This window comes from Pseudomonas sp. DF11 (genome assembly GCF_058148565.1).
Window position 1 is genome coordinate 949,059 of record NZ_JBYVYN010000001.1, and the last position, 21,091, is coordinate 970,149.

General features: G+C 60.0%; 16 protein-coding genes and 1 pseudogene. 10 read left to right on the forward strand and 7 right to left on the reverse strand.

Annotation, left to right across the window (positions count from 1 at the left end):
* Positions 1-47 precede the first annotated feature (47 nt).
* Positions 48-1,274: pseudogene (locus AC30D9_RS03900) on the forward strand (multidrug effflux MFS transporter); the annotation flags it as partial.
* Between the two features lie 36 nt (positions 1,275-1,310).
* Here the strand turns inward: AC30D9_RS03900 and AC30D9_RS03905 are convergent.
* Positions 1,311-2,516 carry a DSD1 family PLP-dependent enzyme gene (locus AC30D9_RS03905; protein ID WP_490143730.1) on the reverse strand — a complete coding sequence of 402 codons (1,206 nt, stop codon included), beginning with the start codon at positions 2,514-2,516 and terminating at the stop codon, positions 1,311-1,313.
* An 801-nt stretch (positions 2,517-3,317) separates the two neighbouring features.
* On the opposite strand from AC30D9_RS03905, the gene AC30D9_RS03910 reads away from it, so the two are divergent.
* The 3 genes from AC30D9_RS03910 (at position 3,318) to AC30D9_RS03920 (ending at position 6,106) form a co-directional block, all read left to right on the forward strand.
* Complete coding sequence (locus tag AC30D9_RS03910) at positions 3,318-4,787, forward strand: anthranilate synthase component I family protein (protein ID WP_490143465.1); 1,470 nt, start codon at positions 3,318-3,320, stop codon at positions 4,785-4,787.
* Entirely contained in the window at positions 4,784-5,368 is a 585-nt protein-coding gene (locus AC30D9_RS03915) for an anthranilate synthase component II (RefSeq protein WP_490143466.1), read from the forward strand. The genes AC30D9_RS03910 and AC30D9_RS03915 overlap by 4 nt, the downstream gene beginning before the upstream one ends.
* Before the next feature lie 249 nt (positions 5,369-5,617).
* Positions 5,618-6,106 (forward strand): hypothetical protein, encoded by a 489-nt coding sequence (locus tag AC30D9_RS03920; protein WP_490143467.1) that lies wholly within the window; start codon positions 5,618-5,620, stop codon positions 6,104-6,106.
* 44 nt (positions 6,107-6,150) lie between these two features.
* On the opposite strand, the gene AC30D9_RS03925 is transcribed toward AC30D9_RS03920, so the two are convergent.
* Both AC30D9_RS03925 and AC30D9_RS03930 read right to left on the reverse strand, forming a co-directional pair.
* Positions 6,151-9,171 carry an EAL domain-containing protein gene (locus AC30D9_RS03925; protein WP_490143468.1) on the reverse strand — a complete coding sequence of 1,007 codons (3,021 nt, stop codon included), beginning with the start codon at positions 9,169-9,171 and terminating at the stop codon, positions 6,151-6,153.
* Entirely contained in the window at positions 9,159-10,376 is a 1,218-nt protein-coding gene (locus tag AC30D9_RS03930) for a substrate-binding domain-containing protein (RefSeq protein WP_490143469.1), read from the reverse strand. The genes AC30D9_RS03925 and AC30D9_RS03930 overlap by 13 nt, the downstream gene beginning before the upstream one ends.
* Positions 10,377-10,819: 443 nt before the next feature.
* Here AC30D9_RS03930 and AC30D9_RS03935 point away from each other — a divergent pair, with 443 nt between their 5' ends.
* Positions 10,820-10,960, forward strand: a complete 141-nt coding sequence (locus AC30D9_RS03935; RefSeq protein ID WP_167659327.1) for a hypothetical protein — start codon at positions 10,820-10,822, stop codon at positions 10,958-10,960.
* Positions 10,961-10,989: 29 nt separating this feature from the next.
* Here the strand turns inward: AC30D9_RS03935 and AC30D9_RS03940 are convergent, their stop codons facing one another.
* The 3 genes from AC30D9_RS03940 to AC30D9_RS03950 all read right to left on the reverse strand — a co-directional run bounded on the left by AC30D9_RS03940 (position 10,990) and on the right by AC30D9_RS03950 (position 13,807).
* A complete protein-coding gene (locus AC30D9_RS03940) occupies positions 10,990-12,729 on the reverse strand; it encodes an OPT family oligopeptide transporter (protein WP_490143470.1) in 1,740 nt (579 codons plus the stop codon).
* 221 nt (positions 12,730-12,950) lie between these two features.
* Positions 12,951-13,358, reverse strand: a complete 408-nt coding sequence (locus AC30D9_RS03945; protein WP_134924769.1) for a VOC family protein — start codon at positions 13,356-13,358, stop codon at positions 12,951-12,953.
* 23 nt (positions 13,359-13,381) lie between these two features.
* Positions 13,382-13,807 (reverse strand): YciI family protein, encoded by a 426-nt coding sequence (locus tag AC30D9_RS03950; protein ID WP_490143471.1) that lies wholly within the window; start codon positions 13,805-13,807, stop codon positions 13,382-13,384.
* Positions 13,808-14,035: 228 nt separating this feature from the next.
* Between AC30D9_RS03950 and AC30D9_RS03955 the strand changes: the two genes are divergently transcribed.
* Positions 14,036-15,286 (forward strand): MFS transporter, encoded by a 1,251-nt coding sequence (locus tag AC30D9_RS03955; RefSeq protein ID WP_490143472.1) that lies wholly within the window; start codon positions 14,036-14,038, stop codon positions 15,284-15,286.
* 341 nt (positions 15,287-15,627) lie between these two features.
* Here the strand turns inward: AC30D9_RS03955 and AC30D9_RS03960 are convergent, their stop codons facing one another.
* Entirely contained in the window at positions 15,628-16,593 is a 966-nt protein-coding gene (locus tag AC30D9_RS03960; protein WP_490143473.1) for a LysR family transcriptional regulator, read from the reverse strand.
* Positions 16,594-16,888: 295 nt separating this feature from the next.
* Between AC30D9_RS03960 and argH the strand changes: the two genes are divergently transcribed.
* From argH to AC30D9_RS03980, 4 genes are all read left to right on the forward strand, one after another.
* On the forward strand, positions 16,889-18,316 hold the full coding sequence (gene argH, locus AC30D9_RS03965; protein ID WP_490143474.1) for an argininosuccinate lyase: 1,428 nt from the start codon (positions 16,889-16,891) through the stop codon (positions 18,314-18,316).
* A 140-nt stretch (positions 18,317-18,456) separates the two neighbouring features.
* Entirely contained in the window at positions 18,457-19,335 is an 879-nt protein-coding gene (locus AC30D9_RS03970) for an amino acid ABC transporter permease (protein WP_490143475.1), read from the forward strand.
* A 10-nt stretch (positions 19,336-19,345) separates the two neighbouring features.
* Positions 19,346-20,110, forward strand: coding sequence for an amino acid ABC transporter ATP-binding protein (locus AC30D9_RS03975; RefSeq protein ID WP_109753289.1), 765 nt, complete (start codon positions 19,346-19,348; stop codon positions 20,108-20,110).
* Positions 20,111-20,149: 39 nt separating this feature from the next.
* Positions 20,150-20,974, forward strand: coding sequence for an ABC transporter substrate-binding protein (locus tag AC30D9_RS03980; RefSeq protein ID WP_490143476.1), 825 nt, complete (start codon positions 20,150-20,152; stop codon positions 20,972-20,974).
* The last annotated feature ends 117 nt before the right edge of the window (positions 20,975-21,091 follow it).

A 21,091-nucleotide genomic window follows, 5' to 3' on the forward strand; every position in this document is an offset into this window, starting at 1 on the left:
GGGCCGCAGACTCAGGTTGAGGCACGCCATCCACCAGCGCAGGAGATGACGTTATGGAAGCCCGGACTTCATTGGCGATTGCCGATATGCAACCCCACGCCTCCACCCAACCCTTGACCGGCAAAGTCGTGGCGCTGCTTGCCGGCCTCGCGGCGATCAGTATGCTCTCCACCAATATCATCCTTCCGGCGTTTGCGGACATCGGTGAAGATCTGGGCGTGACCGCTCGCGAGCTCGGCCTGACGCTGTCCAGCTTCTTCATCACCTTCGCCTTGGGTCAACTGGTGGTCGGGCCACTGGCCGATCGCTACGGGCGCCAGAAACTGGTGCTGGGCGGCCTCTCGGTATTCGTTGTAGGCACCGTCATCGCCGGTCTTGCCAGCACGCTCGATGTATTGATCGCCGGACGCGTCGTGCAGGCGCTGGGCGTATGCGCAGCCTCGGTGCTGTCGCGCGCCATCGCTCGGGATCTGTTCGAAGGCGAAACGCTCGCCCGCGCCCTGTCGCTGACGATGATCGCCACTGCCGCGGCGCCTGGCTTTTCGCCGTTGGCCGGTAGTGTCCTGTCCGTCACGCTCGGCTGGCGTGCCGTCTTCATTCTGGTCGGGATGGCCGCCGTTGTACTGGCCTTTTTCTATGTGCGTGACCTGGGAGAAACCCATCCCGCCGATCGCCGGGCGCCGCACTCGGCCAAGAGCGTGGTCCTGGCCTATCGCCGATTGGCGCTGGATAAGCGCTTCATCCTCCCTGCCCTTTCAATGAGCCTGCTGATGAGCGGCTTGTTCGCATCGTTCGCGGCGGCACCTGCCATCCTGATGAAAGGTATCGGCCTGACGTCGGTGCAGACCGGCCTGTATTTCGCCTCTACGGTATTCGTCGTGTTCGCAGCCGGCATGGCGGCTCCGCGCCTGGCGCATCGTCATGGTGCCCGGATCATCACACTGCTGGGCATTGCCTGCGCCATGACCGGCGGAGGCCTGCTTCTCGTCGGTCCGGCCGCGCCTGGTCTTGGGTGGTATGCCCTCTCGATGATCACCTTTCTGTGGGGCATGGGCCTGGCCAATCCGCTGGGCACGGCAATCACCATGGGACCTTTTGGCAAAGAAGCCGGCATGGCCTCCGCACTGCTGGGGTTTCTCTCCATGGGTGCGGCGGCGCTGACCACCTGGCTGGCCTCGGTCTTGAGCTTCGCGCCAGTCACGACGCTGGGCGGGATCCAGGCGACGGCCTGCCTGGTGGCACTGGTATTGTTTCTCTTGCGGGGCAGCCGTTGAAGATGGCCGCCATGCTCCGGGCATTACCCGCTCCGATCAATACACGGGCCAGGTTTCGACAATCTTCCCACCGCGCACGGCCAGCAAATCACCAAATTGCAGCAGCACGGATTCCGTCTGTGTCGGCCGCAAAAACACCTGGTCTTCCACATTCAGCCCTACGGCGGGTGAGCCGTTGACCATTTCCTGGTTGGAACTGCGGCCATAGAGCTCGTTGCTTTGAAGCCCCGTGGGGGACTCGAACTCGGCCATCCAGTTGCCGCCATAGATAAAGAAAGTCGCGCGCTGATTAGGGTCCCACCAAGAGAACAATCGGGACTTGCCATCCAAGGCTGGAAAATTCACAGCTCCAGTACTCTTTAGCACTGGCGTTGCGATAAAGGCCGCCGGCACATGCTCGGCCAGCGATGGCAGGTCGTAATGGGTCGGCTTGAGAAACGCCGTCCCCACCGAGACCTCGCTGCTCAAGCGTTCCTGCTCATGCATGCGGTAGCTGGGGCTGCCGGCGGTATTGAGCGTGAGCCCTTCGTGCCAAAGCGCCGGGAAACGCTCCCGTAGGTAGCGCACATGAGCGTTGTAGATGACCATCACCTTGTCGAACAACGCCTGGGACGAACCGAGGATCTTGGGCACACCCATGCCGACAAACGGGTCATACCCCATGAAACCGGCGAATTCGAGATGCTGCGGATGGGCACTGATCAGTGTCAGCATCTCGCCGAGCACCGTTTGGTCAGCGACACCGCCGCGATGCAGGCCGACATCCAGCTCGATATTGACCCGCATCCGGATGCCCAGGCCTTGCGCCAATGCCAGGTAATCCATCAGTCGCTGGGGGGTATCGAGCAGCCATTGCAGTTGCCTGGAAGGGTCGAAGGTTCCCTTGTGGGTTTGGTAAAACACCTCGGCCGAGCGTACCGGTAAAGGTTTGCCGACCAAGATGTCCGCCTCGGGAAAGGTCACTGCATCATGATTGAGGAACGGCTGATGAAACGACATCAGCCGCCGGGTATCGGTACGTTTGGCGATGTAGGCCAACAGCCCCGGGGATGGCAGGGATTTCTCCACCAGGCGCAAGTGTTTACCGGCGCGTGTGACGGATTGCATGACCACATTGATGTTGTGATCGAGCAGGTCGAGGTCGATCAGCATCACCGGTCGCATCGGCCCATGGCTCTTCAGCTCCTGGTTCAGCGTGCGGAAGTACTCGTTGTAAGGGCCGCCCCGATCGCTCGGCCGCAACAACGCCCCCGCCCCTACCATCAATGCCCCCACTCCCGCGGTGCCGAGCATAAAGGTTCTACGATTCATCAGGACGCTCCCTCGGCGTGCGCAGTCAGGTGCACGTTACGGCAGCAGCATCTGGCTGTTGAGGCTATGGGAGGTCAGAAAGGGGACTTTGGCGGCCATGCTTTGCCAAGAAGCCCGCAACCACATCGGCGCCCCCAGAACTTACAAATACCCAGCTGCGCTATCTCGCAATTGGGCTCGCACAAATTTCTTGTAAAAAAGCACGCGCGATTACATATACACGGAAATAGTTTTTCGCCCCATTCCAAAACGAATGAAAGATTAAATCTTCCACAGCAGTTGACAGCTCAAGGGACACGTTGGTAGTTTCACCGCACTGCCAATTATTCCCGCAGTGTTTAGCCAAGACTGGGATGTCTAAAATGTACTATCACCTTTCTGCTATCAGTTCCTCCCACAGCTATCCCGATAGCTGCTCCCCGGCCATTCTGGCCATCTTCAAAAGCAATATCTGGCGTCGCTAATCCAGCGAAGACCGGAGCCTGTCTGCTGCCTGCCAGCAACGCCCTGATCTTTCCCCACTGAACTCGAAGACGCTCGCGCCTTGTGCCCTGCGCATCGCCTGGCTGCAATCCATTGCAAGCCTGGTCATGCGCGCGACATGAACAGCGTCCGTCCCGAATATTCAGAATATCCGTCAACACGTATTTAAAGTGCCTGCGCGCTTTATATTCCCGTGGTGCTCTCTTAATGGAGCGCCTGAATCGTTGCACCTTTAAAATGGTATTAACCATGAATAGAAATTTAATTGCCGTGAATGTTCTTCATCACGAGGAACCTCGGCCTGCGGATGCACTTGGCATATATGCAAATGCACTGGAACAATTAGGTCGCGAATCTGTTTTCATTCTCGAATCACTGTCCGGCCCAAGCCGTGACCGCCGGGCGACGATCATCGGGCTCGAGCCGCTTTTCGAAGTGTGCATCAACGAGGGCCGGGCACAACTGCGAGGCTGCGCCGCCCTGTGCGAGCATTTGTCCGCCAGCCTGCGGCAAGCGGGCGTGCAGGTCGACCCGGCATACACGATCCATCTGCCCGACAGTGAGGCGGCATGGAACCTGCTCCGAGCTATCCAGGCGACATTCCAGCCGGCGCCCTACGCCCCCACCAGCCTGGCCTTCTTCGGCTATTTCTCCTACGACTGCGTTCGCCTGATCGAGCGGCTTCCCGACCTGGCCAAACAGACCTGCGACTACCCGCTCATTGCCCTGTCGGTCTATCAGACGCTGGTGTATTTCCACAGCAATGGCATTGTCGAAACCCTGATCAACAACCACGACCTCTGGACGCCCCGCACGCTGGAGGACTATCCCTTCCTGAGCACAACCCCAGCATGCGAAGCGCAGGATCCGCCATCGTATCCCGAGGCGTTCGAGGAAGAACGCACGGTGTCCCCGGAGCAGTTCGTCGAGCGTGTCGAAGTGGCGATGGAGCACATCCGCGCCGGTGACGTCTACCAGATCCAGCTCGGCCATGAGGTTCGTATCCGCTCGCAGGTTTCGCCGCTCGCTGTGTATCAGAACCTGCGCCTTCGTAACCCCTCCCCCTACATGTACCTGGCCCACGTAGGCGGCATCGACCTGATCGGTGCCAGTCCCGAGCTGTTCGTCAGGATCAAGGCCGACTTGATAGAGATGCGCCCGATCGCCGGCACCGTCGGCAAGAAGCCCGGTGTCGATCCGGCTCAGTTGGTCCTGGAATTGACCCACTCGGAAAAGGAACGTGCCGAGCACCTGATGCTCATCGATCTGTGTCGCAACGACATTGGTCGGGTGTGCCAGGCCGGCTCGCTGGAGGTCGATGAGTTCATGCTGGTGGAAGAGTACTCGCACCTCTATCACATGGTGTCCAACGTTCGCGGCCGGCTGCGCCCGGGCCTGGATGCCTACGACGTGATCAAGGCATCGTTCCCCGCGGGAACCATGTCCGGCGCGCCCAAGGTCAGGGCGATGGAGCTGATCGAGGGGATGGAAAGCAACCGTCGGGGCATCTATGCCGGAGCCCTTGGCCTGGTGGGTTTCGATGGCAGCGTCAACACCGCGTTGTGCATTCGCTCGACGGTCTTCGACAAGGGCACATACCACTTGCGTGCATCCGCCGGGGTGGTGGCCGACTCGGTGCCTGAGTTGGAGTGGAAAGAGACGCTGTACAAGATGGGTTCCGTCTATCGGGCAGTGACCGGCCAGGAGATCGCACTGTGAAAGTATTCCTGATCGATGCCTACGACAGCTTCGTCTTTATCATCAGCCAGTACCTGGAACAACTGGGGCTGGAAACCCGCGTCGAGCGCCACGACGTGCCGGATCTCATCCAGCGCATCGAAGCGTTCTCGCCGGACTTCTGCGTATTGGGCCCCGGGCCTGGGCATCCGGCCGACGTGGGCTACATCCAAGTGATCCAGCACTTTCAAGGGCGCCTGCCGCTGCTGGGTGTGTGCCTGGGTCACCAGGCCATCGGCCTGGCCTTCGGCGCCCAGGTTTGCCGGGCCCCGCACGTGATGCACGGCAAGGTGAGTACGATCGAGAACGACGGCAAGGGCGTCTATGCCCACACCCAGGCACGGCCAATACAGGCCACCCGTTATCACTCGCTGATGATCAGCGACCAGCCATTACCCGACTGCCTGCAGATCACCTCGAGATCCACGGACGACGGCTATGTGATGGGTGTACGCCATCGTCACCTGCCGGTGGAGGGAATGCAGTTCCACCCTGAAAGCATCCTGACTGAAAACGGCCTGGACCTGTTCCGCAGTTTCATCCGCTGTTACGTGCACAAGTGACCCCACCAGGAAGGGGCATGCGCCCCTTCTCCAACCATTGACTCGCCGGCTGACGGGAGCCAGGAATGAGCACGATGGGTTGCTTCGACGCTCCATCCTCAGGAATATCCTGATGGCATATTCAACTCAGCGATGGCAAGCTTGCGACCGGCAACACAGGCCCGTGTGCAGCTGGACAGCACGTTCATGCTGGCTGCCATTCACCTCGGGTACCCATCACCTGTCACTCAACTGAACAAGGATGTCGGCATGAAAATCTCCCTTGGTATCGTCACCCTGGCCGGGTGCCTGTCCACCTTTTCTGTCTCGGCCGCAGGTCCGAGCCACAGCGATCTGTTCAAGGCCCTGGCCCAGTGCCAGGCCAGTGCGCAGCAAGTGAGCGAGTTCAATGGCCTGGTTGACACTGAGCAACTGACGCTCCCCAAGGATGAAGCCCACAGCCCGTGGGGCGGTGGCGCCTGGCAAGCCACCCCGGCGCTGACGGTGCACGGCGTGTCGTCGACCACCTTGGTGATGACCGACCGCTTCAGTTTCTTTCTCCAGGCCAAAAGCAGCAACCCGAAGGCCGATGCACAGAAGCTCGCCAGCACCCTGAAATTGGAAAAGACCTTGGATACCGACGGCTACGTTGACTACCAGCGCGACCTCGGCAACGGCGCGACCATGCGCGTGGTCTCCACGGAAAACAAGGACAGCGACCTCTACGTGGGTTGCAGCTATGAGCAGGATGCTTCCTGAGGCCTGGCGATACCCTCCCCCGAGAATACCGAAGGACCGAGTCGTTAATGCCCGGACATCGGACTGTCTGGGTGTTTTACATCGCGTTGTTGCCTTACCGAGTCAGGGTTGGCAATGCGGTTCGATTGAGGCCCGCGAGACGCACGCAATAACAGAGCGATTTCCTGCGCGCTGACCGCCTTGCTGAAAAAGTACCCCTGGATTTCATCGCAGCCATTCTCGCGCAGGAAGTCTTGCTGCTCTCGGGTTTCGACACCTTCGGCAATGACCTTGAGGTTCAGTTTGTGCCCCAACGAAATCACCGCGGTGGCAATGGCCTTGTCGTTCTCGTTGTCGGGCAGATCGCGCACGAAAGACTGGTCGATCTTGAGTCTGGCGATCGGGAAGCTTTTCAATGCGGCGAGACTGGAGTAACCGGTGCCGAAGTCGTCGATCGAGAGACTGATCCCCATGGCTTGCAGTGCCTTCATCTTGCTGATGGCTTGCTGAAGGTCCTGCATGATCAGGCTTTCGGTCAATTCCAGCTCAAGGTACATCGGGTCCAGTCCACTTTCTTGCAAGGCATGCTTCACCCGGTCGATCAGGTCCCTTTCGATGAACTGGCGGGCGGAGATGTTCACCGACACGGTGATCGGCGGCCAGCCGGCGTCCTGCCACGCCTTGTTCTGTCTGCAAGCGGTACGAATCACCCAGTCGCCGATGGGCACGATCAACCCGGTATCTTCGGCCTGGGGAATGAATTTGATCGGAGACACCATGCCCAGATCGGGGTGTTGCCAACGGATCAACGCCTCTACGCCGATGATCCGGCCTGACTGCAAATCCACCTGGGGCTGGTACAACAGCAGGAATTCATCATTGTTGAGTGCGCTTCGAAGCCCGTCTTGCATGGCGAGCTTGCCCTGGACCTTGTTATTCATCTCGCTCGTATAGAACTGAAAACTGTTGCGCCCCAGTTCCTTGGCCCGGTACATGGCGGCGTCCGCATTGCTGAGCAACGTGTCGGTATCGTTGCCGTCGGCCGGGTAAGTGGCCAGCCCCATGCTGCAGGTGACGTGGAGTGTATGGCCGGCGAGCTGAATCGGCCGCAGGATGGCTTCCTGGATTTTATGCAGGACTGGCGTCACACCGTCGAGATCCGAGGGCTGGTCGAACAGGATGATCACAAACTCGTCGCCTCCCAGTCGCACGACGGTATCGGTACGACGTACACATTCCAGCATGCGCTGGGCGACGGTTTTCAACAGTTCGTCCCCGGCACTGTGCCCAAGGCTGTCATTCACCAGTTTGAACTTATCCAGGTCGAGAAATACCACCGTCACCAGCCGGTTGTAGCGCTGGGCATAAAGCATCGCCTGCTTGAGACGGTCTTCGAGCAGGGTGCGATTCGGCAGCCCGGTCAGTGCGTCATGGTCGCCCATATAGCGAATGCGCTTTTCGGTCAGTTGGCGTTCTATCGCAATGCCGGCAAGCGGTGTCGCCATGTCGATCAATTGTGTCTCGGCCGGGCTGGGGCTGCGTACGGTGTTGGCGTACAAGGCAAACGTACCCAGGACCTTTCGCTCATGGGACAGGATCGGCGTCGACCAGCAGGCGCGAAAACCATAGGGTTCAGCGAGTGAACGGTACGCTTCCCACAATGGATCCTGCTGGATGTCCGTGACGATGACCGGTTCTCGTCGATAGGCCGAGGTGCCGCATGAACCGACGTTCGGACCGATCTCCACCCCGTCGATGAGCTGGCTATAGGATTTCGGCAAACTGGGCGCCGCCCCGTGCAGCAGGTGCTTGCCCTCCTCATCCAGCACCAGGATGGACACCTTCATGCCCTCCAACTGGGACTCGACCAGGTGAGCCAGGCTGTCGAGCACTTCTGCAAGCTCGGTGCTCCTGGCGATCATTTCCAGGACATGACCTTGTCCGGCACGGACAATGGCTTCTTGCTCCAAGCGGTCGTTTTGCACGGCGAGCCGTTCTGTGGCGATACTCAATTGCGCCGTTCTTTTTTCCAATTGAAATCGATCTTCGAGGAATTGATTCACCGCGCGCGCCATGTCGCCGATCTCGTCCCCGCCATGGTCCGCCATCATCAGATGAGTTTTGTCAGCATGTTCCTGGCGCAATTGCCGGCTTATTTCATTCAGGCGCACGAGCACATGGCGGCCCATGAAGACCCGGGTCACGAACCAGGCGAATACCAGGCTGGCCCCCAACATGATCAGCACCCATCGCTGGCTGCGGTTCGAGGCTTCGACCAGGCGCTGCACGGCCTGGCGATAGTCTTCGGTGTAGGCGCTCGATTGCGCTCGGGCCACCGCGACCAGGCCCTCGGCTTCGCTCTTGAGTTGCTCATTGAAGCGCTGCATGACGTTATTCTGATTGATGAGTGTCTGGCGCAGGGCGAAGAGATCGGGCATCGCCCCATCAGCGTCAGGCAACTTGCCTGCGGTGCGTGACAGTCCCTCATATTGGATCCGCAGTCGTTGCACAGCCTCGCTGTCAGCCGCTTGCGGCAGCTCGAAAAGCAACATCGCCAGTTCCAGGTTGGCCCGGGCCTGGGTCGCGGTAAGCCGGGCGGTTTGATCCTTGAGGGCCTGCTCGAAGGTGACCTCGGTTTGCAGCTGGCTTTCTCGCAGTTGCGCAACGATGTTGGCGGTATTGCGGAACATCTGACTCGACTGGTGCATGTCGAGTATCGCCACGCCACTGTTGGCGGCAGTCAGTTGCTGCACCAGGTGATCGAGGGCTTCAAGCTGTTCGACGGTCGCCGCATAGCTTGAACGCAGGATGTCGGGGGAACGGGTTGTCAGAAGCTGGTCGGTCTGGCGTTCGATCAGCAAAGTGTGCTGCGCCATGTCTTGCCCATCTTGCATGCGGACCAGTCGTTCATCGGTCAACTGGCGAGTGGCGCTGTTCGAGGTACGCAACGCATAGACCGCTGTGGCGCCCCCTGCCAGGATCAGCAGCGCCAGCGTCAGGAACGCCAGCGTGAACTGTGCCCGCAGCGATTGCGGCAATAGCGGGCGTCCAAGTCGGAAATTCATGTCCAACGTCAAGGATTCCATTGGTGGCGATAGATGTCTCGATAGCCATTGTCAGGATCGTAGTGAAATTTTTTCCCGCCATCGAAGGCCATGTTGTCGGCATTGACCAAGTGCACCGGCGCTACGAAGCCGCTCACCGGCTGGCCTGCGAACAAGCGGTTCAATTCATCCATCACTTGCCAGCCATGCAGGTTGAGCGGCTCAGCCACGGTAACGGTCTGGTAGGTTTTTGCCTGTATGCGCAAGAAAGCCGAAGCGCTGCCGTCACCGGCAGACAACAGACTGAGACCGTCACTGGGTATGGCCGCATTGGTCAACGAGGCAATCGAGTAGTCGAAATAGATGTCGTTGATGGCCAGCGTGTGGGTCCAGCGCTTGCCATAGCGCCCAAGCAATTCCTTGGTGACCGCCGGCATCTTCTCGCCACTTTCGGAGATCGCGACATCGCGCACCTCCAACAGCGTACATTTTCGACAAGCCCGGATGACGTCCTCCATGGCCTTGGTTTTCGCCACGGCAATGCTGTACTTGGAATCGGTCAGGATGACCACGCCGGCGCGTCCGTTTGATTGTGCCACTGCCGCCATGGCCGTGAGGCGAGCCACTTCAAGCGGGTCGGTGGTGACATTCATGGCCACTGGCGTGCCGTCGATCGGCCCAGGGCGTACCCCGGCGTGCCAACCGACCACCGGCACCTCCCGATTGGCGAAAAGGAGCAGCGCGGAGTTGTTCTCAAGGGCATCGGAGCCGCACAGAATGAGGCCGTCGGGCTTGGCGGCCAGGGCATCGGAAAAGGCCTTCGCGCGCCCAGCCGATGATCCGGCGCCATCGAATATCTTCAGCGTCCAGCCCAACGCGTTGGCAGCCTCCCGAGCGCCCTGCGCGACACCGACAATGCCGCCATTACGCAAATCTTCTGCGACGAGCGCGATGCTCTTGCCCCGCTGGGCTTGCGGGCCGGACGCTGGGCCGCTCCAACGAACGGCGCCGAGGGAGGCCCTGGAAACGACTTCTCGCGCTTGCGTCACCGTGATCTTGTCGTTCTCGGCATCCGCTGCGCTTGGCAGGTCCTGGCCGTATCCGGAAGTTGCCGTGAAAAGACAGGCTACCGTTACGCAAGCCATCCCCAGTAGCCAGGGACTCAGTAATCTGGGCCTGATCAAACAGGTTGGGTCACCGCATGTGGTGCCGGCTCTGGGGCCGGTGACGCGATCATAGTCTGGCATGACGTCCCTTTTTGCCGAGAATGCAGTGTTCCCAAAGGATAGTCGGTTCTGCTGCCATCAGGTCCTTTGTGGGTAAAAGGGTGCTCCCACAGATTTCGCTTCGCCTACCCCCAGAAAGCGTTTACTTCAGCCCGGGTGACGCCAACTTATTGGCACAAAAATCACCGAGATAAAAATAAATTAATACAGCGACGGTTTCCCGACACACGGTAGCCATGCGCCATTGCTGGGGGTTCAAGTCGAGGCTCATCATCCGCTGGCAACCCCCCCATAAAACGTTCAGGCCGCCGACCTGAACGACAGGATGTATCAATCGCATCGCTCAATGGAGCAACACCGAGATGATGACTGTATATTTTGTTGTCATGACGATTTGCAGTGGCATCGAAGGCTGTGTCGAGGAACGCAAACAAGGGCCAACCTTTGCTTCCAAGGCAATATGCATGGAGACGGCCAGAGGCATGGCACCGCGCAAAGGCGTGAAGTTCAAGTGTCGTAGCGAGCGTTTGTGGGTGGTCGATGAGACGCCTCCGGTAGAAGGTTACAGCAAGATTGTCTCGACCAAGACCGCAGGTCAGCCTTAGCCACCGACGTGGGCAAATCGCGCCTACGATCAGTTGCCAAGCATCTGCCACAGCGACGCCCCGACCCCGGTAATGCTCTCCCCGGCAATCAACCCCGCCGCCGCGGTGATGGCGAAGCGTTCTGTGAGGGTCGGCCAGCGACAGCTCACCAGCCAGGTCAGCACCGCACCAAGGGCCATCATCAGCGACACCGAGGCCGGCAAGACGAAGGCCAGGCCCAGGGCCGCCGTGCTCGGCAGGTACCGGGCCCGGTTCGCCGGCAGCACGCTGTCGAGCACGCCCAACCACAAGCCGACCAGACCGCCGATGAAAATCGCCCAGCGAATGCTCGCGGACAATGAATCCAGGCCCAGGGTCAGGGTTTGCGCCACGGCCTTCCAGGTCGCGACCGCCGGGGCCGGCCACTCTTCGGAGAGGAGCATGGCTTGCGGGTCCGGGATCAGGGCCAGGTACGCCAACACCCCGACGATGCTACCGACAAGAATCCCCAAGGTCTGGGCGATCAGTTGTTTGCGCGGCGTGGCGCCAATCGCCCGGCCTACCTTGAAATCGTTCATCAAGTCGGTGCATTGCCCGGCCGAACCGCCGGCGGTGTTGGCACTCATCAAGTTGATCGGCACCTGCCCCGGCGCGACGATGCCGAAGCTCAACTGGGACAGTTGTCCGATGGCTCCGATCGGCGGGATGCCCGTGGCACCGACCACCCGGGCGGCCACCGCCGCCAGGCAGATCGCCAAGGGAATGGTCAACAAGGCCATCCACGGGTTGATGCCGAACAACAGCACTTGCAGGCTCACCACCAGGACAATCGCCAGTCCGAAACCTGTGGCAGGCCCGGCCTTGGGTATCGTCCAGATCGCCCCGCCGCCAGCCTTGGTGGACCTGTGCAATGCCCACAAGCGAATTGCCAATGAGGCCAGGGTCGAACAGACCATCAGGCTCACCCCCGGCCAGAGCAACCACTCCACCAGCGCAGCGAACTGCGGGCCGCTACTGCCCTGCGGCAACTGCACCAGGCCTTGGGCCAGCAGCCACGGCGCCAACCCGCCCCACGCCAGCACGGCGCCGAGCAGCAGGGTCAGGCCCACGCGAATGCCGATGATCGCGCCGAAACCGACCAATAGCAGCGAAGGGTCAGCGGTAAAGGTCAGGCGCTCCAGTTGGGCAGTTGGAGACCAGCGCGGGATGGCCCACATGAAGGTGTCGACCCCCTTGGCCACCCCGGACAGTAGCGCGGCGCTGAGCAGCACCTTCAAACGCGTCGCGGCTTCGTGGCCGTGGTTGTAGATGTGCAGCAAGGTTTCCAGGGTTGCCATACCCTCGGGAAATTTCAGCGCCTTGTCATTGAGCAGTGACGGTCGCAGATACCAGGCAATCCAGATCCCCAGGAAACTCACGGAAAAGACCCAGGCCACCATGGGAATGGCGTCCAGCTGCTGGCCGGTCAGCAAGGTATAGGCCGGGATTGGCGCGACCAACCCACCGGAAATGATCGACGCAGCGGCAGAGGCCACGGTCTGGTTGATGTTGCTTTCGTGCAGCGTCCAAGGCAGCCGCCCCGCCGATCGACTCGCCAAGCCTTGCCAGATGCCATAACCGACCAGCAAGGCAATGATCGACATATTGAACGACCAACCGATCTTCAATCCGGCATAGACATTGGACGGCGTCAGCAGAATACCCAGGACAATTCCCGTACTGACCGCGCGCAGGCTGAGTTCGCGTTCGACAGGGGCGTTCAAGGGCAATGTGGACGAGGTTGGGTGCATGCGAAGTCCTTATCGGCACTGGGAAGCAGCCGCCAGAGGCAGACAGGTCCCCTGTGGGTCACATAAAGCGGCAACTTAATAAGTGAACGCAGTATTGGCGCAAGGTTCACATGGCGAAGGGAAACCCTGGCGAACGTGCTCGCCAGGATCCTCAATTGATGGGCATGAGGTAAGGAATGTCGCGAGCGCCGCGACGCATCGCGCCCCAGACAGCGCTCGACTTATTGCCTGCCCTCGCAATTGACCATCCAGGCAATCCCGAAACGGTCTTCGAACATGGCAAAGCGTTCCGCCCAGAAGGTCTTCGCCAAAGGCATGTGCACGCTGCCACCGGCGCTCAAGCCTTTGAACAGCCGCTCGGCCTCCTCCACGCTGTCGACGTTGAGGGAAACCGACACGCCTTGCGGTTTGCTGTACGGCTGGCCTGGCGGGCAGTCAGAGGCCATCAGGCTGAAAGCACCGACGGTCAGGCAAGTGTGCAGGATCAGGTCGGGATCCTTGGGCATGCCGGTTTCCTCGGGCGCCTCGGCAAAGGACATGGAAAACAGCTCGCCACCCAGCACCTGCTTGTACAACGCAAAGGCTTCCTTGCAGCGGCCGTCGAAGGTCAGGTAGGGGATGATTCTCATGGTGGGATCTCCTGTCTCCAGTTTCATGATTGAGCGCACATCTGTGCCCGCAAGCGTTCTTCCTGCTCGCGCAATTGCGGGGTAAAGGACTCGCCGAACTCCTCGAGCTCGAAGATCTGGCGGATCTCGATTTCACTGTCGCTGACCATCGGGTTCGGGCAGCGCTTGACCCAATCGATGGCCTCCTGCAATGACTGGACCTTGAAGATCCAGAAACCGGCGATCAGCTCCCTGGTTTGAGCGAAGGGCCCATCGACCACCGTTCGGTCCTTGCCGGAAAACTGCACACGCACGCCCTCGGCACTGGGATGCAGGCCTTCACCGGCGAGCATCACTCCGGCCTTGACCAATTCTTCATTGTAGGCGCCCATGGCGGCCAACAGTTCTTCGCTGGGCATCTGTCCGGCTTCCGATTCCGGACTGGCTTTGACGATCACCATAAATCGCATGCTCGTATCTCCTGAGAGTGGATGGATCAAGCCGTCCTTTTGGCGGCTCTATGGACTAATCGAATGGCGTAGGCCGAAATCGACAATCCGATGCGAATATTTTTTCGACAGACTCCGAGCCAGATTGCAGGACTGACGATCACTCACTCGACATCCATTGTTCGACGCGCCTCGAAGTGAGGAACCTGTCGAGCCCATAGGCTATGAGCCAACTTGGAGGAGCTGGCGATGACACACACCCGTTTTTTTGGAAAAACCGTACTGGCCTGCACGTTCATCCTGGCGATGATCGGTTGGGGGATCGGCTTCTATGGGCCGCCGATCTATATGCAAACGGTCATGGAGCGCACGGGTTGGCCGATCGCCCAGGTCTCGACTGCCGTGACCTTGCACTTTCTCAGCGGCACGATTGTCATCGCCAACCTGCCACGACTTTACGCACGCTTCGGGATACCCGTCATCACCCTGCTGGGCTGCATTGTCCTGGGCATCGGTGTGAACATCTGGGCTCAAGCCGACCGGCTATGGGTGCTGTATGCCGGCGCCGTCTGTTCGGGTATCGGCTGGGTGACATTGGGTGCCGCCGCCGTTAACACCCTGATCGCTGCGTGGTACGTCAAGGACAGACCCAAGGCCCTGGGCAAGGCCTACAACGGCGCCAGCCTGGGTGGCGTGATCTTTTCGCCGCTGTGGGTGTTGCTGATCGAGCGTTTCGGCTTCGCCATGGCGGCGTTGGCGGTCAGCGTTGTCGCCGTGCTGCTCATCGGTGCCTTCGCCTTCCTGGTCTTCAATAAAAGCCCACAAAGCCTGGGACAACATCCCGATAATGCAGACCAGCCCGAACCCCTGCCGATCAACGCCAGCGCCACGCCGTGGAGCACCATGCAAACGCTCAGGTCGGCACGTTTCCGCACCCTGGCAGCCGGCATGTCCCTGGGGCTGTTCGCCCAGATCGGCTTGATTGCGCACCTGTACTCGATCCTGGTCGGACGCATGGGAGCCCATGACGCCTCATTCGCCCTGGGCCTGGCCACTGCCAGTGCGATGGGCGGGCGATACGTCGCCGCGCGCCTGATGATCCAAGGCATGAACCGCCGACAACTGGCCTGCCTCGGTTATGCCATCCAGGTGCTGGGCACGCTGATGCTTCTCGGCCTGGACCTTCACCCGACAGTGGCCTGGATAGCCGTGGTGCTGATCGGTTCGGGCATCGGCAATGCCACATCCTTGCCGCCACTGATTGCCCAGGCCGAGTTCAGCCGTGAACAAACCGCCAGGGTGATCGCCCTGATGGTCGCGATCAGCCAGGCCACCTACGCCTTCGCCCCGGCGTTTTTCGGCCTGCTGCGCTCCGCCTTCACCGATTCGAATCACGCCATCGGCGCCGTCGTGACAGGCGCGGTCGTGGTGCAGGTGCTGGCCATTCTGTCGTTTTATCGAGGTGTATCCGCGCGTCCCTTCAAGAAAACCGCTTACTGACCTCTTCCCTGGCCGGGCAGTGCCCAGACCAATCACTACCCGACCTGGTTTCGCAAGATGAAGCTGTTCGCCGACCACTTAATTTAAGTGCTCGAAGATTTCTTTTTCAGGCTTTCGTGACTGCCAGCACATAGACCATCCATGACCCGGTTCATCAATCCGATGCAACCGGCTTCACCACGCTTTGACTGGCAGCATTCGGCTGTGAACTCAATCAATCGACGCAACCAACAGGCCGACTAGCAAGGCGTGCGCATTGTTGTAAATGCCGGGCTTTTTAGCATGGTCAAATTGTCCTCATTCGCCGCCAGGGGACCATTGGTGCTTATCGCCGCAAACAATCAAACCGGGGCTTTCAAGTCCACGCCCAATGCCTGGGCAAATGCCTTGACCAAGGGGCTGCGTACTATGTTATGGCGCAGTATCAAACTGAACGGCGTGACGATGTAGAACAGGTCTGGGCGCACCGCGCGAAACTCTCCCCGCGCCACCATCGGCGCGGCATAGTGCTGGGGCAGGAACCCCAGAAAACGCCCCGTCTTGATCAGCAGTGCAACGGCCTCCACCTGGGTTGCCGAGGCGGAAAAGCTGTCGTAGTGGGCAAATTTCAGTTTGTCGCGATGAATCGCGTAGCGATGGTTGATGCACTCGTAATCCTTGAGCACATTTTCCCCCATGTCCGCGTCCGCCATGGAGAACAGCGGATGGCCGAGCGCGCAATAAACCTCCGAGCGCTCTTCGTATAGCGCGTAGTAATCGAACTCTTCGCGTTTCTGATAAATCGGCACGATTCCCGCCACCAATCGGCCCTCGACGACACCTCTTTCAACCTCATCGAGTTGCGTAGCCTTAAGTTGAAACCTGACCTTCGGAGATTGTTCGTTTATACGCTTAAGTGCGGCAACTAAGGGTGAATTAGAATCGGAGATCGTATTATCAATAACCCCCACCCCGAGATCACCAACAAGTTCATTCTGCGCGGAACTAAGACGATCGCGAAAGTTGTCGACCGAGGCAAATAAGTCTATTGACGCCTGATACACCAGACGCCCCTCTTCCGTCAGGTGAAAACCCTCTCGCCCGCGTGTGCAAAGGCGCATGCCGATACGGATTTCCAGGTCGGAAATCTGTTTGCTGATGGCTGCCAACCCCACATTCAGCTCATTTTGCGCGGCACTGAAACCTCCTGCCTCGACCACGGCCTTGAACACCTTGAGCAGTTTGAAGTCCAGACCACTGAGGGCTAACGGTGCCCGTTGCGGCGGTTTCGGCGGCGGGTTTCCGGAATTGGAAAGTGGGGTTTCCATAATGCTTATTTACCTCTGGCGCCCTATTCAACAATCTGTGCCCAACAACAAAAATACAGCTGGCCTAATAATAATGAACACAGAAAACCAGCCTTGGCAACCGCCAATAAATCCCGAACATCAGTGCCAAACCACTGATCTCGAAACATTAAAAGCTGGCACTTCGATCAGCTCTCGCTCCGTTGCAACTGCCCTCTTGAAAACTGCCCTGGCCTGATTTCGCTCGCTTATTTTCCAGCGACGTTGCGGCCCGCAATCCCTATTTCAGTTCGCGTTACCGACGAGGAAAACAACAATGTCCCAAACCACCGACCGTCTCTGGGGTGCTCGCTTCACCAGCGGCCCATCCGAAGCCTTGGCGGCCCTGTCCCGTTGCCCTGAGCGCTACTTCCGGCTCACCCCGTACGACCTCGCCGGCTCCAAGGCCCATGCCCGGGAGTTGCAGCGCGCCGGACTGCTGAACGAACAGGAAACCCTGACCATGCTCGACGCCCTGGAGCGCATCGGCGTGGACTACCGCACTGGCAGCATCGCCCCGACCCTGGATGACGAAGACGTCCATACCTTCATCGAGCGCCTGTTGACCGAACGTCTCGGTGCCCTGGGCGGCAAGCTGCGCGCCGGTCGTTCGCGCAACGACCAGACCGCCAACGACCTGCGGCTGTTCCTGCGTGACCATGTCCGCACCCTGGCCGTTGAAGTGCTGGGCTTGCAGCAGGCGCTGGTGGCGCAGGCCGAGCAACACATCGAGAGCATCTGCCCCGGCTTTACCCACCTGCAGCAGGCCCAACCGATCGTGTTTGCTCATCACCTGCTGGCCCACGCCCAGTCAATGCTGCGCGACGTGCAGCGCCTGGTGGACTGGGACGCGCGTACGTCGCTGTCGCCACTCGGTGCCGCGGCCATGGCTGGCTCGGCGATCGCTCGCCTGCCCCAGCATTCGGCAAAAGAAATGGGCTACAGCGGTGTTTGCGAAAACTCCATCGACGCCGTGGCCAGCCGCGATCACGTCGCCGAATTCCTGTTCATTGCCAGCATGCTCGGCATCAACATCTCGCGCCTGGCCGAAGAGTTTTGCCTGTGGTCGTCGCGGCAGTTCCGCTGGGTCGCGCTGGATGATGCCTACGCCACCGGCAGTTCGATCATGCCGCAGAAAAAGAATCCGGACATCGCCGAACTGGCACGGGGCAAGGCGGGACGCCTGATCGGCAACCTGACCGGCCTGCTGGCCACCCTCAAATCCTTGCCACTGTCCTACAACCGCGACTTGAGCGAAGACAAGAACGGCGTGCTCGACAGCGTCGATACCCTGTTGCTGGTGCTGCCGGCCATGGCCGGAATGGTTGCGACCATGACGGTCAACGTCGAAGAACTGCGTCGCCAGGCACCGCTGGGCTTCACCCTCGCCACTGAAGTCGCCGACTGGCTGGCGGTGCGCGGCGTGCCGTTCAAGGAAGCTCACGAGATCACCGGTGCATTGGTCCAGGCTTGCGAGAAACACGACATCGAATTGTGGGAAGCCTCGCCCGCACTGCTGGCGGAAATCGACCCGCGCCTCACACCGCAAGTACGCGAAAGCCTGACCCTCGAAGCCGCCATCGCGGCCCGCAGCGGCTGGGGCGGAACCGCGCCACAACAGGTGCGCGAACAGATCGGCCGCCTGAAAACCGCCCTCGCCGCCCAGCAGCAATGGACCGAGGACTATCAGGGCTTCCGCCTCTGACGCAGCACATCAAACCTGTGGGAGCGAGCTTGCTCGCGATTACGGTTTCACCTTCAACATCAACGTGGACTGACCCACCGCTATCGCGAGCACGCTCGCTCCCACAGCGATAGCGCCGAAACCGAGTACGGAGAACCACCATGAGCCAGACACAGGCAGAACGACTCCAGGCGGAGCGCAAGCTGGCGGAAAACCAGTTCGACATCACCCAGTACGATCATGTGCCCCGGCGGTACTACGGGCGGATCTTCTTCGCCACGGTGATCGTCATCGCAATCATCGGCCTGGTGCGCGCCTTCGCCGAAGGCAAGATCGAATGGTCGTACATCGGCCAGTTCCTGACTTCCCAGGCGATCATGTGGGGCTTGCTCAATACCATCGTCATGGCGGTACTGGCGATGGCGTTGGGCATCGTCTTCGGCGTGATCACCGCGATCATGCGCATGTCGGCCAACCCGATCCTGCGCTACGTGGCGCTGACCTACACCTGGCTGTTTCGCGGCACGCCGCTGATTCTGCAACTGCTGTTGTGGTTCAACCTGGCGCTGATCTTCCCCACCATCGGCATTCCCGGCCTGTTCGAACTGGACACCGTGAGCCTAATGACCCCATTCGCGGCGGCCCTGCTTGGCTTGAGCATCAACCAGGGCGCCTACACCGCCGAAGTGGTACGTGCCGGCCTGCTCTCGGTGGACACCGGGCAGTATGAAGCCGCCAAGTCGATCGGCATGCCGCGCCTGCAAGCGCTGCGGCGAATCATCCTGCCCCAGGCGATGCGCATCATCATTCCACCGGTGGGCAACGAGTTCATCGGCATGGTGAAAATGACCTCGCTGGCGAGCGTCATCCAGTACTCGGAACTGCTCTATAACGCGCAGAACATTTACTACGCCAACGCCCGCGTGATGGAGCTGCTGATCGTCGCCGGCATCTGGTACCTGGCCACCGTCACCGTCCTGTCCTTTGGGCAAAGTCGCCTGGAGCGTCGTTTCGCCCGCGGCGCCGGCAAGCGTTCTTGAGGAGCCCCCCATGAGAAGCATCGTCAAGGCCGTGAGCCTGAACAAGTACTACGACCAATACCACGCGCTCAAGGACATCAACATCGAAGTCGAGCAAGGCGAAGTGCTGTGCATCATCGGTCCGTCCGGCTCGGGCAAGAGCACCTTGCTGCGCTGCGTCAACCAGCTGGAAAAAATCGATAAGGGCGGGTTGTGGGTCGACGGCGAACTGGTGGGTTACCGGATCGTCGGCAACAAACTGCACGAACTCAACGAAACGCAGATCGCCCGCCAGCGCCTGTCCACCGGCATGGTGTTCCAGCGTTTCAACCTGTTCCCGCACATGACCGTGCTGCAGAACATCATCGAAGGGCCGTGCCAGGTGCTCAAGCGTTCACCCAAAGAGGCGAACGAAGAAGCCCTGGAATTGCTCGCCCGCGTCGGCCTGGCCGACAAGCGCAACAGCTATCCGATCGAGCTTTCGGGTGGCCAGCAGCAACGCGTCGCCATTGCACGGGCATTGGCCATGCGCCCCAAGCTGATGCTGTTCGATGAACCCACTTCGGCACTCGACCCGGAACTGGTCGGTGAGGTGCTGTCGGTGATGCGCGACCTTGCGCAGACCGGCATGACCATGATCGTCGTCACCCATGAACTGGGCTTCGCTCGCGAGGTTTCCAACCGCATGGTGTTCATGGACGACGGGCAGATCATGGAGGCTGGAAGCCCCGAAGAAATACTAATAAGTCCGCAAAACCCTCGCACCCAAAGCTTCATTTCTGCCGTTCGAACCTAGGCGCCCGTTGGCGCTCACAACACTCATAAGAGAACGACCATGAAGAACTTCGTTATTCCAGCAGTACTCGCAGGCGTTATGGCATCCGGCTTCACCTTCGCTGCCGAACTTCCGGCCAGCATCAAGGCCAAGGGCGAAATCGTCGTAGCGATCATGCCGAACTACCCGCCGATGGATTTCAAGGACCCGGCCACCAACACCCTCACCGGCCTGGACTATGACCTGGGCAATGCCCTGGCCGAACGCCTGGGGGTGAAGATCAAATGGCAGGAAACCGGCTTCGAACAAATGATCAACGCCCTGACCACCGACCGCGTGGACATGGTGCTGTCGGGCATGACCGACACCGTCGAACGTCAGGCCAGCGTGACCTTCATCGACTACTTCACCAGCGGTCCGCAGTTCTACACCCTGCAGAAAAACAAGGACACCAACGAGATCGTCGACCTGTGCGGCAAAAAGGTCGGCACCAGCCGCCGCACCAATTTCCCGACGGAAATCGCCGAGTGGAGCAAGGCCAACTGTGAAGCCGCCGGCAAGCCTGCGATCAATGTGATCGGCACCGAAGGCTCGGCCGATGCCCGTGCGCAACTGCGTCAGAGCCGCATCGATGCGGCCATGCAGGGCAGCGAAACCCTGCCCTACCTCAAGACCCAGGAAAAGGACATGTACAAGACCGTGGGCCTGCCGATCTCCGAGCAGTACACCGGGTTGGGCGTGAGCAAGAAAAAACCTGAGCTCAGTGACGCGGTGAAGGTCGCGCTGCAGAGCATGATCGATGACGGCAGCTACCAGGCGATCCTGAAGAAGTGGGACTTGGAACTGGGTGCGATCAAGACTGTGACCATCAACGCCGGGAAGTAACCGCGCGGCCTCCCCTAATCCAATGTGGGAGCGGGCTTGCTCGCGAAGGCGGTGTGTCATTCAACGTCAATGTTGCCTGACTTGACGCCCTCGCGAGCAAGCCCGCTCCCACAAGGG